This window comes from Actinophytocola sp. NPDC049390 (assembly GCF_044466355.1).
Taxonomy (GTDB): Bacteria; Actinomycetota; Actinomycetes; order Mycobacteriales; family Pseudonocardiaceae; genus Actinophytocola.
This window is the reverse complement of sequence record NZ_JBITMQ010000001.1, coordinates 185,303-203,278: the sequence shown is the minus strand read 5'-3', so window position 1 is coordinate 203,278 and position 17,976 is coordinate 185,303. Positions and strand designations below refer to the sequence as shown.

Annotated in this window: 1 protein-coding gene; it reads right to left on the bottom strand. The window is 74.4% G+C overall.

Annotated elements, in window-relative coordinates:
- Positions 1-5: 5 nt before the first annotated feature.
- Positions 6-17,972: a non-ribosomal peptide synthase/polyketide synthase gene (locus ACIBVP_RS00755; protein ID WP_396103832.1), complete on the bottom strand. Its 17,967-nt coding sequence runs from the start codon at positions 17,970-17,972 to the stop codon at positions 6-8.
- Positions 17,973-17,976 lie beyond the last annotated feature (4 nt).

Genomic DNA, 17,976 nt, shown 5'->3' with positions numbered 1-17,976 from the left:
TCGGGTCAGCGGGCGAGTCGTTCGGCCAGGAGGGGACCGATCCGCGCCATGGCGTCGGGGCCGGTCATGGTGCCGTGGGTGGCGGCCACCGGGACGACGGTCAGGTCCCCGGTCACGTGCGGCCGCCACAGGCCGGGATCGGGTGAGCCGGTGCCGTCGGTGGCGGAGAAGAACAGCAGGTCGCCGTCGAAGACGCCGGACGTCGTGGTGCGGGTGATGGTCACGGCGGCGGCGAACACCGCCACCACCGCCTCGGCCGCGGCGGTGTGCGACAGCGGGCCACCGTCCAGCCCCAGCAGGGCGGGCAGTGCCTCCGCCGTCACCGGTTCGCCGGGGACCTCGCGGCCGAGCGACGCGAGCACCGCCGCCACGGTCGCCGGGTCGTCCGGCGACATGGCCTCGGCGGCCGGGTTCTCGGCGAACGGGTAGGCGTCGAGCACCGCGAGCAGGGCCACCTCCTCGCCGTCCGCGCGCAGGCGGGTGGCGACGGCGTGCGCGACACCGCCGCCGAACGACCAGCCGAGCAGGTGGTACGGGCCCTCGGGCTGGACCTCGCGGATCAGCCGGAGGTAGTCGTCGACCATCTCGGCCGGATCGGTCACCGCCGCACCGGACAGGCCGCGTGCCTGCAGGGCGTGGATCGGGCCCGGCACGTGCCGCAGCAGTCCGGAGTAGACCCAGCCGAAACCGGCCGCCGGGTGCACGCAGAACAGCGGTGGCGCGGTGCCGTCGGTGCGCAGCGGCAGCATCGGTGCCAGCGGGTCGGACGTCTCCCCCAGCCGCGGCGCGAGCCGGGCGACGGTGGCGGCTTCGAACAGCGAGCGGATGCTCGTCGGCACCCCGAGGTCGCGCTCGATCATGCCCGCGAGCCGGGTCGCCAGCAGCGAGTGCCCGCCGAGGGCGAAGAAGTCGTCGTCGACGGTGACCGACGGCAGGCCGAGCACCTCGGCGAACAGCCCGCACAGCACGACCTCCCGCTCGGTGCGCGGCGCCCGGCCGGAGCTCGAGTACTCCGGGGCGGGCAGCGCCGCGCGGTCGAGCTTGCCGTTCCGCGTCATCGGCAGCTCGTCGAGCACGACCACCACCGGGACCATGTGGGCGGGCAGCGTCTCCTCGACGAAGGACCGCAGCTCGTCGGTGCCCGCCCCGGACGCGACGACGTAGGCGACGAGCCTGACGTCGCCGGGCCGGTCCTCACGGACGTCGACGGCCGCCCTGGACACCGCGGGGTGGCGCAGCAGCACCTGTTCCACCTCGCCGCGCTCGACCCGGAAGCCACGCACCTTGAGCTGGTCGTCGGCGCGGTCCACGAACTCCAGCGCGCCGTCGCGGAGGCGGGCGAGGTCACCGGTGCGGTACATCCGCTGCCCGGGGTCGCCGAACGGGTCGGGCACGAACCGCTCCGCGGTGGCGCCCGCCTGGCCCACGTAGCCGTGCGCCAGCCCGGCCCCCGCGACGTACAGCTCGCCGACGACACCGGGCGGGACCGGGGTGAGGTTCGCGTCGAGCAGGTAGGAGCGCTTGTTCGCCACCGGACCGCCGATCGGGACCGTGGGGTCGAGGAAGCTGCGCGGCACCTGGTAGGCGGTGGTCAGGCCCATGCTCTCGGCGGGCCCGTACCCGTTGGCGACCCGCAGGTCCGGGTAGGAGCTCATCGCCTTCACCACGTGGTTCGGCGAGGCAGCCTCACCGGCGGTGATGGCCCAGCGGAGGCCGTCGAAGACCTCGGGCAGCTCGTCGGTCATGTGGTTGAACAGGCTGGCCGACATCTGCAGCATCGTGACGCCGTGCTCGGCGACCAGGTCGGCGATCACGTCCGGTCTCGGGTTCTGGCCGGGCTGCAGCACGCAGGAGCCGCCGAACAGCAGCGCGCCGAAGACCTCCAGCGCGAAGGCGTCCCAGGACACCGGCGCGCACTGCAGGAACACCTCGTCCGCCCCGAAGTCCACATAGGACTGGCCGACGAACGTGCCGACCAGCGCCTGGTGCGGTGCCGCGACGCCCTTGGGCCTGCCGCTGGACCCGGACGTGAACATCACGCAGGCGGTGTCCAGCGGGTCGACCGGGATCGCGGGGTCGTGCGCCGGGCACGCGGCGATGACGGCCGAGTCGGTGTCGATCCGCACGTGCACGACGTCCTCGGCGCCGAGCTGGTCGACGAGCCCGTGCCGGGTCACCACCACCGGCGCCGCGGTGTCGGCGAGCGCGGCCCGCAGCCGGGCGGCCGGGAAGTCCGGGTCCAGCAACGTGTACCCGCCCCCCGCCTTGAGCACCGCCAGCAGCGCGATCACGAGCTCGGGGCTGCGTTCCAGGTAGACACCGGTCAGGACACCCCGGCCGACACCGGCGTCGGCGAGGTGGTGCGCCAGCCGGTTCGCGTGCGTGTTGACCTCGGCGTAGGTCAGCCTGCGCGTGCCGAACACCACGGCCACCGCGTCGGGGGTGCGCAGAACCTGCTCCTCGAACAGCTCGTGCGCGCACCGGTCCAGCGGGCAGTCCGCCGCCGTGTCGTTCCACTCCACCAGCAGCCGGTTCCGCTCGGCGTCGGTGAGCAGCTCGACCTCGCCGATGCGCGTGCCGGGGTCGGCGGCGACGGCGGTCAGCAGCAGCACCAGCCGGTCGGCCATGGCACGCACGGTGCCCGCGTCGAACAGGTCGCAGGCGTACTCCAGCGCCCCGTCGATGCCCGCGGGCGCCCCGGTCTCGTCGTGGTTCTCACCGAGCGCGAGGGTCAGGTCGAACTTGGCGGCGCCGGTACCCACCTGCTCGCCGCGCACGGTGAGCCCCGGCAGGCTCAGCTCACCCCGGGCGTTGTTCTGCACGGCGAGGCTGACCTGGAACAGCGGGTGCCGTGCGGGCGAGCGGACCGGCCGCAGCAGGTCCACCAGCCGTTCGAACGGCACGTCCTGGTGGGCGTAGGCGGTCAGGTCGTGCTCGCGGACCCTGCCGAGCAGCTCGGTGAAGGTCGGGTCGCCCGCGGTGTCGGTGCGCAGCACCAGGGTGTTGACGAAGAACCCGACCAGGTCGTCGAGCGCCTCGTCGGTCCGCCCGGCCACCGGTGAGCCGATCGGGATGTCGGTGCCCGCGCCGTGCCGGGTGAGCAGCGCGGCCAGCGCGGCCTGCACGACCATGAACAGCGTCACCTGGTGTGCCCGCGCGAGGTCGGCGAGCCGGGCGTGCAGGTCGGCGTCGATCCGCACGTCCACGACCCCGCCGTCGTGTCCGGCGACCGGCGGCCGCGGCCGGTCGGTCGGCAGGGCGAGCTCCTCCGGCAGGTCGGCGAGCGCGCTCGCCCAGTAGTTCAGCTGGCGGGACACGAGGCTGTCCGGGTCGTCCTCGGCGCCGAGCAGCTCCTGCTGCCACAGCGTGTAGTCCGCGTACTGCACCGGCAGCTCCGTCCACTCCGGACCGGCCCCGGCCACGCGGGCGGCGTAGGCGGTGGACAGGTCCGACAGCAGCGGCCCCATGGACCAGCCGTCGCTCGCGATGTGGTGCAACACCAGCACCATGACCGCCTCGTCCGGTGCGGTCTCGAACACGGTCACCCGGATCGGCAGGTCCTCGGCGAGGTCGAACACCACGCGGGCCGCCCGGTCGAGCCGCTCGGGCAGCTCAGCCTCCGTGCACGGCTCGAACGCCACGAGCACGTCCGCGTCGGTGCGGATCCGCTGGTGGGGCCTGCCGTCGACGACCGGGAACACCGTGCGCAGTGACTCGTGCCTGCCGACCACGTCGCGGACCGCCGCGGTAAGCGCCGCCCGGTCCAGCTCGCCACGCAGCCGCAGCGCGAACGGCGCGTTGTAGGTGGGGTTGGGGCCGTCGAGCTGGTCGACGAACCACAGGCGCTGCTGGGCCGAGGACAGCGGCAGCAGCTCGGGGCGCGGCATGGGACGCAGCGGCGTCCTGACGCGCTGCTCGTCGTCCAGCCGCGCGGCGAGACCCGCGACGGTCGGCGACTGGAACAGGGTGCGGATGCCGAGCTCCGCACCGAGCGCGGTGCGCACCCGGCTGATCAGCTTCGCGGCGAGGAGGGAGTGGCCGCCGAGGTCGAAGAAGCCGTCGTCGATGCCGACACCCGGCAGGCCGAGCACGTCCGCGAACAGCCCGCAGAGGATCTCCTCGCGCGGGGTGCGCGGTGCCCGGCCGGTCGCCGCCGCGGCGAAGTCGGGGGCGGGCAGCGCGTCACGGTCGAGCTTGCCGCTCGCGGTGATCGGGAACGCGTCCACCGGCACGAACGCCGACGGCACCAGGTGCTCGGGCAGCCGGTCGGTCACGTGCCTGCGCAGGTCCGGCACGCTCAGCGCGGTGCCGGGGGCCGGCACGACGTAGGCGACCAGCCGCCGGTCCCCCGGCGCGACGTCACGCACCACGACCGCGGTCCTGGCCACCGACGGGTAGGTGCCGACCACGGCCTCCACCTCGCGCGGCTCGACCCGGAAACCGCGGATCTTGACCTGGTCGTCGGCGCGGCCGAGGAACTCCATGACGCCGTCGGCGCGCCAGCGCACCAGGTCGCCGGTGCGGTACATGCGCGTGCCGGGGTCGAACGGGTTCGCGACGAAGCGCTCCGCGGTGAGCCCTGGCTGCCCGACGTAGCCGTCGGCCAGGCCGATGCCGGACATGTAGAGCTCGCCGACCACCCCGGGCGGGACCGGGCGCAGCCCGCGGTCGAGCACGTGCACCCGTTTGTGCGCCAGCGGCCTGCCGACCGGGATGGACGCCCGTTCCGTGTCGGCGGGCACGACCCGGTGGGTCAGCGTGAAGATCGTGCTCTCGGCGGGCGAGTAGCCGTTGACCAGACGGATCTGCGGGTAGCGGGCGAGCATGGCCGCGACGTGCGGGACCGACGCCGCCTCGCCGCCCGTCATCACCTGCCGCACACCGGCGAACAGGTCCGGGTACTCGTCGAGCAGGTGGTTGAGCAGGCTCGCCGACAGGTGCGCCGTGGTGACGCCGTGCCCGGCGATCAGCTCGGCGATCACGTGCGGTTCGGGCTTCTGCCCCGGCTGCAGCACGCAGGTGCCGCCGAACAGCAGCGCGCCGAACAGCTCGAGCGCGAAACCGTCCCAGGACACCGGTGCGCACTGGAGCACCACCTCGTCCGGACCGAAGTCCACATAGGACTGGCCGAGGAACGTGTTGACCAGACCGCGGTGCGGTGCGGCGATGCCCTTGGGCCTGCCGGTCGACCCCGAGGTGAACATGACGCACGCGACGTCACCGGGGCGGGCGGCGCCTGCCGGGGCGGTGGCGGGCTGGCCGGACAGGTCCTCGCCGGCGTCGAGCGCGGGGACGTCGAAGGGGTTGTCCCCCGTGGTGATCACCAGCCGGCAGGCGGCGTCGGCGAGCACGCCCGCGAGCCGCCGGGTCGGGAAGTCGGTGTCGAGCAGCGTGTAGCCCGCGCCCGTCTTGAGCACCGCGAGCAGTGCGGTGACGAGGTCCGGTCCCCGGTCGAGGTGGATGCCCACCAGTGCGCCGCGGCCGACGCCGAGGGAGATGAGCCGGTGCGCCATCCGGTTGGCCGCGGTGTCGAGGTCGCCGTAGCTGACGCGGTGGCCCGCGAACACGAGCGCCGTGGCGTCCGGGGTGGCGGCGGCGTGGCCGGCGACCACCTCGTGGACGCAAGCCTCCGCGACCGGTCCGGTGGCGGTGGCGTTCCACTCGGTGAGCACCCGGGCGCGTTCGCCGGGCGCCATGACGTCGATCCTGCCGATGCGGGCGTCCGGGTCGGCGACGACGGCGGCCAGCAGCAGGCCGAGCCTGCGCGCCATGGCGTCCACTGTGGACCGGTCGAAGAGGTCGACCGCGTACTCCAGGTGCGCGGTCAGCCCCGCGTCGTCCTCGGAGAAGGCGACGGACAGGTCGAACTTGGCGACGTCTGCCCCGACCGGCACCTCCTCGGCGGCCAGCCCGGCGAGGTCCGCCTCGGCGCGGGTGTTGTTCTGCAGCACCATGTTGACCTGGAACAGTGGGTGCCTCGCGAGCGTCCGCTCCGGGTTGAGCGCCTCGACCAGCCGCTCGAACGGCACGTCCTGGTTGGCGTAGGCGGCGAGGTCGGCCTCCCGGACCCGCGCGAGGAGCGTGCGGAACGTCGGGTCGCCGGAGGTGTCGGTGCGCAGCACCAGCGTGTTGACGAAGAACCCGACCAGGTCGTCGAGCGCCTCGTCGGTCCGCCCGGCCACCGGTGAGCCGATCGGGACGTCCTCGCCCGCACCGAGCCGGGTGAGCAGCGCGGCGAGCGCGGCCTGCAACGTCATGAAGAGGGTGACCTGGTTGGCGCGGGCCAGCTCGACCAGGCGGTCGCGCAGCTCGCCGTCCAGGCGCAGGGACACGACGTCGCCCCGGTTGCCCGCGACGGCCGGGCGGGGCCGGTCGGTCGGCAGCGCGAGCTCCTCGGGCAGGTCGGCGAGGGTCTCACGCCAGAACGCCACCTGGCGGGCGGCCAGGCTCTCCGGGTCGGTCTCGTCGCCGAGCAGCTCGTGCTGCCACAGCGTGTAGTCCGCGTACTGCACCGGCAGCTCCGTCCACTCGGGACTCGTGCGGTCCCGGCGGGCGGCGTAGGCGGTGGACAGGTCGGTGAGCAGCGGGCCGAGCGACCAGCCGTCGCTCGCGATGTGGTGCAGCAGGAGCAGCAGCACGTGGTCGTCGGGGGCCAGCTCGAACACCGTGGCGGAAAGCGGTGGCCGGTCGGTGCGGGACAGGTCGTGCGGCCGCGCGACCGCGGCGGCGAGTGCCCCGGCCAGGTCCTCCTCCGCGCAGCTCACCACCGCCGGCTCGACGCATGTGTCGACGAGCACCTGGTGCGGCTGCCCGTCGACGACCGGGAACACCGTCCGCAGCGCCTCGTGCCTGCCGACGACGTCGCCGAGCGCCTCGGTCAGCGCGGCGAGGTCGAGGTCCCCGCGCAGCCGCAGCGCCAGCGGCGCGTTGTAGGTGGCGCTGGGGCCGTCGAGCCGGTCGAGGAACCACAGGCGCCGCTGGGCGAACGACAGCGGCACGGTCTCCGGACGTTCGGCGGGCCGCAGGGGCGGACGGGCGGTGTCGGTGTCGGCGATCCGCTCGCTGATGCCCGCGACCGTCGGCCACTGGAACAGCCCCCGGATGGGCACCTCGACGCCGAGTGCCGTGCGCACCCTGCTGATCAGCCGGGTCGCCAGCAGGGAGTGGCCGCCCAGCAGGAAGAAGTCGTCGTCGATGCCGACCTCGGGGAGGCCGAGCAGTTCGGCGAACAGTCCGCAGAGGATCTCCTCGCGCGGGTTGCGCGGGCCGCGGCCCGCGAGGTCGGGGCCGAGGTCGGGGGCGGGCAGGGCCCGCCGGTCGAGCTTGCCGTTGGGGGTGAGCGGCAGAGCGGTCAGCTCCACGATGGACGACGGCACCAGGTACTGCGGCAGCCGGTCCTCGGCGTACCGGCGCAGCGCCGAGGGCACGTCGCTCGCGCCGCGGGCGGGCACGACGTAGGCGACGAGCCGCTTGTCGCCGGGGCGGTCCTCGCGGACGATGGCCGCCACCTGCGCCGCGGCGGGGTGCGCGGACAGCACGGTCGCCACTTCGCCGGGCTCGACCCGGAAACCGCGGATCTTGACCTGGTCGTCGGCGCGGCCGAGGAACTCCAGCACACCGTCGGCGCGCCAGCGCACCAGGTCGCCGGTGCGGTACATCCGCTCGCCGGGCGCACCGTAGGGGTTGGCGACGAACCGCTCGGCGGACAGCGCGGGCCGGTTGACGTAGCCCCTGGCGAGGCCGACGCCCGCCACGTACAGCTCACCGGGCACGCCCGGCGGGACCAGCCGCAACGCGTCGTCGAGCACGTAGGCGCGCTTGTTGGCGACGGGTCCGCCGATCGGCACCGACGGCAGCGGTGCCACCCCGGCGCCGGCTCGGTGTGCCGTGGTGAGGCCCATGCTCTCGGCCGGACCGTACCCGTTCACGACTCCCAGACGCGGGTGTCGCCTGGACACCTCTTCGACGTGTGTCACGGAAGCGGACTCCCCTGCGGTAATCGCCCAGCGAAGCCCCCGGAAGACCGCGGGGTGCTCGTCGAGCATGTGGTTGAACAGACTGGCCGACATCTGGAGCATGGTGACCCCGTGCCGGGCGGTGAGCTCGGCGATCAACGCGGGCTCCGGCCGCTGACCGGGGTGCAGCACGCAGGTCGCGCCGAACAGCAGCGCGCCGAACAGCTCGAGCGCGAAGGCGTCCCAGGACACCGGCGCGCACTGGAGGAACACCTCGTCCGCCCCGAAGTCCACATAGGACTGGCCGGTGAACGTCCCGGTCAGTGCCCGGTGCGGGGCTGCGACGCCCTTGGGGCCGCCCGTCGAGCCCGAGGTGAACATGACGCACGCCAGCGCGTCCGGGCCGACCGGCACCGCGGGCGCGGTCTCCGCCGTCCCGGCCACGTCGGCCGCGACCACGGTCCGCACCCCGGGCAGCAGCCCGGCCCGGTCGGCCGTGGTCACCACGACGGGCGCGGCGGTCTGCTCGACGGCCGCCCGCAGCCGCGGCACCGGGAAGTCCGGGTCGAGCAACGTGTACGCGGCACCCGCCTTGAGGACCGCGAGCAGCGCGGCGACCATGTCGAACCCGCGGTCGAGGTGGACGCCGACGACCACCCCCGGCCGCACGCCGAGCGCCACGAGGTGGTGGGCGAGCCGGTTGGCGCGCCCGTCCAGCTCCCGGTAGGTCCACCGCTCGTCGCCGAGCACCAGCGCGGTGGCCTGAGGGGTGCGCGCCGCCTGCTCGGCGAACAGCTCGTGCACGCACCGGTGCAGCGGCGCGTCGGCCGCGGTGTCGTTCCACTCAACCAGTACCCGGTGCCGCTCGGCGTCGTCGAGCAGGTCGATCGCACCGATCGGGACGTCCTGGTCGGCGAGGACGGCGTCGAGCAGGCGCACCATGCGCGCGACGAGCGACTCGGCGGTGGCGCGCTCGAACAGGCCCGTGGCGTAGCAAAGCGCGCCGCCCGCACCGTCGATGGTCAGGGTGAGGTCGAACTTCGCGACCGGCACCTCGATCGGCTCGACGGCGCAGTCGGTCCCGGGCAGGCGCGGGCAGGCGGTCTCGTCGCCGTCGACGACCAGCATCACCTGGAACAGCGGGTGCCACGACAGCGACCGCGCCGGGTTGACCGCCTCCACCACGCGTTCGAAGGGCACGTCCTGGTTGGCGAACGCGGCCAGGTCGTGCTCGCGGACCCTGGCCAGCAACTGCGCGAACGTCGGGTCGCCGCTGGTGTCGGTGCGCAGCACCAGGGTGTTGACGAAGAACCCGACCAGGTCGTCGAGCGCCTGGTCGCTCCGGCCGGCGACCGGGGTGCCGACCGGGATGTCGGTGCCCGCGCCGATCCGGTTCAGCACCGCGGCGAGCACCGCGTGCCAGACCATGAACACCGTGACCTGGTGGGCGCGGGCCACCTCGGCGAGCCGGGCGGCGAGACCCTCTGGCAGGCCGAACCCGACGACGTCGCCGTCGAGCGCGGCCGACACCGGGCGGGCACGGTCGGTCGGCACCACCGGCGACTCCGGTAGCCCGGCGAGCTCGGTCCGCCAGAACTCCAGCTGACCGGTCGCGACGTCCGTCGGGTCGTCCTCGGTGCCGAGCAGTTCCCGCTGCCAGCGCGCGTAGTCCGCGTAGCGGACCGGCAGCTCCGTCCACTCGGGACTCGCGCCGGCCAGGCGGGCGGCGTAGGCCTCGGTGAGGTCGCCGACGAGTGGCGCGACGGACCAGCCGTCGCACGCGATGTGGTGCAGCACCAGCAGCAGCACCGCCTCGTCCGGGCCGAGCACGAACACCGACACCCGCAGCGGGACCTCGTTGGCGAGGTCGAAGACGTGCCCGATCGCGCGGTCGCGCGCGGCCGGGTACTCCTCGGGCGTGCTGCGGAAGACCTCGACCACGGGGCGCGGGTCCACCAGCCGCGGCCGGGGCCGACCGCCGGTCGTGGGGTACACCGTGCGCAGGACGTCGTGGCGGGCCATCAGGTCGGACACCGCCCGGTAGAGCGCGGCCTCGTCGAGCGCGCCACGCAGGCGGTAGGCCAGTGGGACGTTGTAGGCGGCGGCCCGCTCGACCTCGCCGAGGAACCACATGCGCTGCTGGGCGAAGGAGACCGGCGGCTCACCGCTCTGGTCACCGCCGTCGCCGCGCCGGAGCGCGGGGCGGGTCGTCGTGGTGAGGGCGCGGGCAACGGCCGCCGGGGTCGGGGTCCGGAACAGGGTGCGGAGGTCGACCTCGGCCGACAGCGCGGCCCGGACGCGGCCGAGCAGTTTGGCGGCGAGCAGCGAATGCCCGCCGAGGGCGAAGAAGTCGTCGTCCGGGCCGACCTCGGGCAGGCCGAGCACGTCGGCGAACAACCCGCAGAGGATCTCCTCGGCCGGTGTGCCCGGCTGCCGGGTGAGCGCCCGCACCTCCGGTACGGGCAGCGCGGCCCGGTCGAGCTTGCCGTTGCCGGTGATCGGCAGCGCGTCGAGCGGCACGATCGCCGACGGCACCAGGTGGTCGGGCACCAGGTCGCGGAGGTGGTCGCGCAGCGCGGCCGGGGTGACCCCGCCGTCGGTGACGACGTAGGCCACGAGCCGCTTGTCCCCCGGCACGTCCTCGCGGACCACGACCGCCGCCTGCCGTGCGCCGGGGTGGCGCAGCAGCGCCGCGGCCACCTCGGCGGGCTCGACGCGGAAGCCGCGGATCTTGACCTGGTCGTCGGCGCGGCCGAGGTACTCCAGCACCCCGTCGGCGCGCCACCGCACGAGGTCGCCGGTGCGGTACAGCCGCTCCCCCGCGCCGAACGGGCTCGCCACGAACCGCTGGGCCGTCAGGCCGGGTTCCCCCGCGTAGCCGTGCGCGGTGCCCGTGCCGGACATGTACAGCTCGCCGGGGACACCGATCGGCACGAGCGCGAGCCGGTCGTCCAGGACGTGGCAGCCCTTGCCCGCGATCGGGCCGCCGACCGGGATCGAGCCGCGGTCGACGTCGGCCCGCCGCATCCGGTGGGTGACGGTGAAGATCGTGCATTCGGCCGGGGCGTAGCCGTTGACCAGCCGCAGGTCCGGGCGTCTGGCGAGCAGGCGGCTGACGTGTGCGACCGAGGCGGCCTCGCCGCCGGTCATCACCTGGCGGACCCCGTCGAAGGTCTCCGGGTGCTCGTCGACCAGGTAGTTGAGCAGGCTCGCCGACACGTGCAGCGTGGTGACGCCGTGCCGGGCGACCAGGTCGGCGATCGTGTCCGGCCGCGGGCTGCCGCCCGGGTGCAGCACGCACGTCCCGCCGGAGAGCAGCGGGCCGAACAGCTCCAGCGCGAAGGCGTCCCACGAGACGGGTGAGCACTGCAGCCACACCTCGTCGTCTCCGAAGTCCACATAGGACTGTCCGGTGAGGGTGGCCGCCAGCGCCCGGTGCGGGGTGAGGATTCCCTTGGGCCGCCCGGTCGAGCCGGAGGTGAACATCACGCACGCGAGGTCCTCGGCCGAGCCACCGACGGCGGGCGGGCTCGCGTCACCGTCGGTCGCGACCCGCACGGCACGGACGCCGGACAGGGCCGTGTCGGTGACGGCGAGCCCTACCCCGGCCGCTGCCATGGCGGCGGCGAGCCTGGCCCGCGGGAACGCCGGGTCGAGCATCGTGTAGGCCGCGCCCGCCTTCAGTACCGCGAGGACGGCGACGACCATGTCCACGCCGCGGTCGAGGTGCACGCCGACGACCGTGCCCGGGGCCACGCCCTCGGCGACCAGCACGCGCGCCGTGCGGTTGGCCCGCGCGTCCAGCTCGCCGTAGGAGACGCGGTCCTGGCCGGCGACCACCGCGAGCGCGTCCGGGCGCCGGGCGGCCTGCCGCGCGAACAGTTCGTGCACCGGTGCGTCCACCGGGGTGCCCGCGGTGTCGTTCCAGTCGGCGAACAGCCGCCGCTCCGCGTCGTCGGTGAGGTCGACGGCGCCGATCGGGGTGTCGGGTGCCGCGGTGACCCGGTCGAGCAGGCGCACCAGCCGGTCGCCGAGCCGTTCGACGGAACCCTCGTCGAACAGGACGCGGGGGAACTCCAGCACGCCGGTGATGCCGTCGTCGTACTCGTGGGCTTCGACGAGGAGGTCGAACTTGGCGGTGCCGGTGCGGATCGGAGCCACCCGGACCGGTGCGCCGCCGAGACGCAGGTCCGTCGCCGCGTTGTTCTGCAGGACGAGCATGACCTGGAACAGCGGGTGCCAGGCGGGCGAACGATCGGGGCCGATCGCGTCCACGACCCGCTCGAACGGCACGTCCTGGTTGGCGAACGCGGCGAGGTCGCGTTCGCGGACCCTGGCGAGCAGCTCGCGGAAGGTCGGGTCGCCCGAGGTGTCGGTGCGCAGCACCAGCGTGTTGACGAAGAACCCGACCAGGTCGTCCAGCGCGTCGTCGGTCCGGCCGGCGACCGGCGTGCCGATCGGGACGTCGGTGCCCGCGCCGTGCCGGGTCAGCACCGCGGCCAGGGCCGCCTGCAGCACCATGAACACCGTCACCTCGTCGGTGCGGGTCAGTGCGCGCAGCCTCGCGTGCACGTCTGCCGGGACGGTGAACGGGACCGTGACACCGGCCTGGTCGAACACCGCGGGCCGCGGCCGTTCGGTGGGCAACGCCGTCGGCAGCCCGGCCAGCTCCGCCCGCCAGAACGCCAGCTGTGCCGCGGCGAGGCTGTCCGGGTCGTCCTCGGCGCCCAGCAGCGCACGGTGCCAGACCGCGTAGTCGGCGTACATGACCGGCAGTTCCGTCCACTGTGGAGTGGTGCCGGTGCGGCGCGCGTTGTAGGCGGTGGCGAGGTCGGCGAGCAGCGGGCGCATCGACCAGCCGTCGCACGCGATGTGGTGCAGCACGAGCAGGACCACGTGCCGGTCGGCCGCGGCGCGGTGGACCACGACCCGCAACGGCGGCTCGGCCGCCAGGTCGAAGCGGTGCCGCGCCGCGGCGGCCAGACCGTCGGCGGAGTCGACGGTGGTGACCTCGGGAACGGTGTCACCGACCACCTGGTGCGGGGTGCCGTCGACGAGTGGGAACACGGTGCGCAGCACGTCGTGGCGGTGTGCGAGGTCGGCCACCGCCGCCCGGAGCGCCTCGAGGTCGAGCGGCCCGTCGACGTGCAGCGCCTGCGGCGCGTTGTAGGTCTCGGTCGCCTCGCTCGACTGGTGGAGGAACCAGAGCCGGTACTGCGCGGACGACAGCGGGACGTGCGCGGGCCGGGGCGTGCGGACCAGCGCGGCGCGGGCCGTCGCGGCGGTGTCGAGCCGGGCCGCGAGCCCGGCGACGGTCGGCGCGGCGAACAGCTCGGCGATCGCGAGCTCCACACCGAGCGCGGTGCGTGCCCTGCTCACCACCCGGGTCGCGAGCAGGGAGTGCCCGCCCAGCGCGAAGAAGTCGTCGTCGATCGTCACGTCGTCGATGCCGAGCACCTCGGCGAACAGGCCGCAGAGGATCTCCTCGCGCGGGTCGCGCGGCGCGCGACCGGCCGGGTCGGCGACGGGGCCGGGCGCGGGCAGCGCCGCCCGGTCGAGCTTGCCGTTCGGGGTGCGTGGCAGCTCGTCGAGCAGGACCACGACCGGCACCATGTGCGCGGGCAGCCTGTCGGCGGTGTGGCGGCGCAGGTCCGCGGCGGCGGCCGGGCGGGCGGCCACCACGTAGGCGACCAGTCGGTCGTCCACGGCCAGCACCGCGACCTGCGCGACGTCGGGGTGCCGGGTGACCGCGGCGGCGACCTCGGCCGGCTCGACCCGGAAGCCGCGGATCTTGACCTGCTCGTCGACGCGGCCGAGGTGGTCGAGCACGCCCGCACGGTCACGGCGGCCGAGGTCGCCCGTGCGGTACATCCGGGTGCCGGGCCGCCCGTACGGGTCGGCCACGAACCGCTCCGCGGTCAGGTCCGCACGACCGAGGTAGCCGTCGGCGAGGCCGATCCCTGCGACGTAGATCTCCCCTGCCACGCCCGGCGGCGCCGGACGGAGCCGCGCGTCGAGCACGTGCACCCGCTTGTTGACGAGCGGGAGTCCGATGGGGACGGACGACGCGGCCGGGTCGGTGGTGTCGTCGACCTCGTGCCACGTGGTGAACCCCATGCTCTCGGCCGGGCCGTAGCCGTTCACCACCCGCGTGCCGGGGTTGCGGCGGTGCGCCTCGACCACGTGCGCGGGCGAGGCGGCCTCGCCGCCGGTGAACGCCTGCCGCAACCCGGCGAAGGCGTGCGGGTGGTGGTCGGCGAGGTGGTTGAACAGACTCGCGGAGGCCTGCAGCGTGGTCACCCCGTGCCGGACGACCAGGTCGGCGATCAGGTCGGGGTCCGGCAGCCCGTCGGGGTGCAGGACGCACAGGCCGCCGTGCAGCAACGCGCCGAACAGCTCCAGGGCGAACGCGTCCCATGACACCGGGGCGCACTGCAGGAACACCTCGTCCGGTCCGAAGGTGGCGTAGCGCTGGGCGAAGTAGGTGCCGACCAGCGCCTGGTGGGACGTGGTGACGCCCTTGGGCTCGCCGGTCGACCCGGAGGTGAACATGACACACGCCCACGCCCTCGGGTCCGTCGCCGCGGGCAGCTCGTACCGGGGCTCGGCGTCCTCGGCGCACAGCACCGGGCCGGTCAGCCGCGGCGCGAGCGCGCGGTCGGTGATCACCAGCGGCAGCGCGAGCGCGTTCAGCCGGGCGTCCGGGAAGGCCGGGTCGAGCAGTGTGTAGGCCGCGCCCGCCTTCAGCACGGCCAGCAGTGCCACCACCTGGCCGATGCCCCGGTTCATGCACACACCGACGACCTGGCCCCGCACGTCCAGCGCGTGCGCGAGCCGGTCCGCGCGCGCGTCCAGCTCGCCGTAGGTGATCGCGCCGTCGGCGTCGACCACCGCGATCGCGGCCGGGTGCGCCGCGGCCCGCTCGGCGAACAGGTCGTGCAGCGTGCGGCCGGGGATGGCGGCCGAGGTCTCGTTACCGGCACGGATGACCGCGTGTTCCTCCGCGGTGAGCAGGTCCACCGCGGAGATCGGGGTGTCCGGGTCGGCGGTCAGCAGGCGGGCCAGCCGCCCGGCCGTGGCGGCGACGGTCTCCGCGTCGAACAGGTCGGTCGCGTACTCCAGTACGCCCTCGATCCCGTCCGCCCGCTCGGCGACGTCCACCATCAGGTCGAACTTCGTCCACTCCGGACGGATGGGGGCGCTGTCGTCCTCGTTGTTCTGCAGGACCAGCATCACCTGAAACAGGGGGTGCCGGGCGCCGCGGGGTGGGTTGACCGCCTCGACCACCTGGTCGAACGGCACGTCCTGGTGTGCGAAGGCGCGCAGGTCGGTCTCGCGGACCCGGCCGAGCAGCTCACGCAGCGACGGATCCCCCGCCGTGTCCACGCGCAGGGTGACGGTGTTGACGAAGAACCCGACCAGGTCGGCCAGCGCCTCGTCGGTGCGGCCCGCGACCACCGAGCCGATCGGGACGTCCGTGCCGGCGCCGAGCCTGGTGAGCAGCGCGGCCAGTGCCGCGTGCAACACCATGAACGTCGTCGTCCTGGTCTGCCTGGCGAGTTCGGCGACGCGTGCGGTCGCCTCGGCGTCGAGCCGGAAGCCGACGGTGGCGCCGCGGAACGTCGGCGTGGCGGGGCGCGGCCGGTCGGTCGGCAGCGCGAGTTCGGCGGGCAGGCCGTCGAGCTCGGTTCGCCAGAAGTCCAGTTGGGACTCGTGCGGCAGCTGGCGGTGCCACAGGGCGTAGTCGACGTAGCTGACGGGCAGGTCCGGCCACACCGGCGCGGTGCCGTTCCTGCGCGCGTCGTAGGCGGTGGTGAGGTCGCGCAGCAGTGGGCGCATCGACCAGCCGTCACAGGCGATGTGGTGCACGACGAGCAGCACCAGGTGATCGCCGTCGGCGTCGAACACGCGCAGCCGCAGCGGCAGCTCCCGTTCGAGGTCGAAGACCCGTTCGACCTCCGCGCGGACCGCGGCGCCGAGATCCGGTGCCGCGGCCACGCGTACCGGCGGGCGGGCGAGGTCGCGGTCCACGACCTGCTGCACCGGCTCGCCGGCCACCGAGGGGAAGATCGTGCGCAGCGGCTCGTGCCGGTGAGTCAGGTCCATCGCGGCGGCCCGCAGCGCGGCGGGGTCCGCCGGGCCGGCGAAGCGCACCAGCCGGGCGATGTTGTGCTTGGCGCGCCCGCTCTCCAGGTGGTCGACGAACCACAACCGGTGCTGGGCGTGCGACAGCGGCACGTGCTCCGGGCGCGGGCGGACGGTCAGCGGCGGCCGCGCCGACCCGGTCACCAGCCCCGGCGCCAGCTCGGCCACGGTCGGCCGGTCGAACAGCGTCCGCAGGTCCAGCTCCAGCCCCAGCCGCGCGCGGACCTTGCCGATCAGCCGGGCGGCAAGCAGCGAGTGGCCGCCGAGCGCGAAGAAGTCGTCGTCGACGCCGACCGGACCCGTGCCGAGCACGTCGGCGAACAGCTCGCACAGCGCCGCCTCGCGCGGGGTGCGCGGCGCCACCCCGGTCGCCCGGGGCGCGGGCAGCGCCGCCTTGTCGAGCTTGCCGTTCGGGGTGACCGGCAGCGCCTCCAGCCCCACGAAGGCCGACGGCACCATGTGGTCGGGCAACAGGCCGCGCGCGTGCGCCCGCAGGCCGTCCACCTCGCCCACCACATACGCGACCAGGCGCTTGGCGCCCGGTGTGTCCTCGCGGACCACCACCGCGGCCTGCCGCACCCCGGGATGGCGCAGCAGCGCCGTCCGCACCTCGGCCGGTTCGACCCGGAAGCCGCGGATCTTGACCTGGTCGTCGGCGCGGCCGAGGAACTCCAGTGCCCCGTCCGCGCGCCACCGCACGACGTCGCCGGTGCGGTACATCCGCTCACCGGGTGCGAAGACGTCGGCCACGAACCGTTCCGCGGACAACGCCGGCTGGCCGGCATAGCCGTGCGCGAGGCCGGCACCGGCCATGTACAACTCGCCGCTGGTCGCCGGGTTCATGGCGGCGTCGAGCACGTAGGCGCGTTTGCCGGCCAGCACCCGGCCGACCGGGATCGTGGGCAGGCCGAAGTCGGCGGGGGTCACGGTGTGCGCCGACAGGAAGATCGTGGTCTCCGCCGGGCCGTAGCCGTTGACCAGCCGCAGCTCCGGGCGCAGCCGCAGCAACCGCTCGACGTGCACGGCCGACGCCGCCTCGCCGCCGGTCAGCACCTGGCGTACCGCGGCGAAGGCCGACGGGTGCTCGTCGACCAGGTAGTTGAGCAGGCTCGCCGACGCGTACATCGTGGTGACCCCGTGCGTGACCAGCAGGCCGGCGATCACCTCCGGCGACGGGCTGCCACCCGGGTGCAGGACGCAGGCCGCACCGGACAGGAGCGCGCCGAACAGCTCCAGCGCGAAGCCGTCCCACGACACCGGGGCGCACTGCAGCCAGACCTCCGCCGGGGTGAAGTCCGCATAGGACTGTCCGAGCAGGGTGTCGACGATGGCGCCGTGTGGCGTGACGATCCCCTTGGGCCGCCCCGACGAGCCCGACGTGAACATCACGCACGCCGGGTCGCCCGGGTGCACCGGCACCGACGGGAGAACCGGGCCCTCGGTGGTCCCCGGCACGACGGTCATGCCGGGGAACAGTGACCCGTCCTCCGTGACCACCACCGACGCGCCGGTCTGGGTGAGCGCCTCCCACAGCCGCGCCGGGGGGAACGCCGTGTCGAGCATGGTGTACGCGGCGCCCGCCTTGAGCACGGCGAGCACCGCCACCACCATGTCGATGCCGCGGTCGAGGTGCACCCCGACGACGTCACCCCGGCCGACGCCCGCCGTGACGAGCGCACCGGCCAGGACCGAGGCACGCAGGTCCAGTTCGCCGTAGGTCGACCGGTCGTCCCCGAACACCACGGCGATGGCGTCGGGCGAGAGCCGGGCGTGGCCCTCGACCATGTGGTGCAGGCACGTGCGTGCCGGGCCCGCCCACGGGTCGGCGAGCTTGCGCACCGGCTGCTGCGACTGGGTCACCGTCAACCGCACCTTT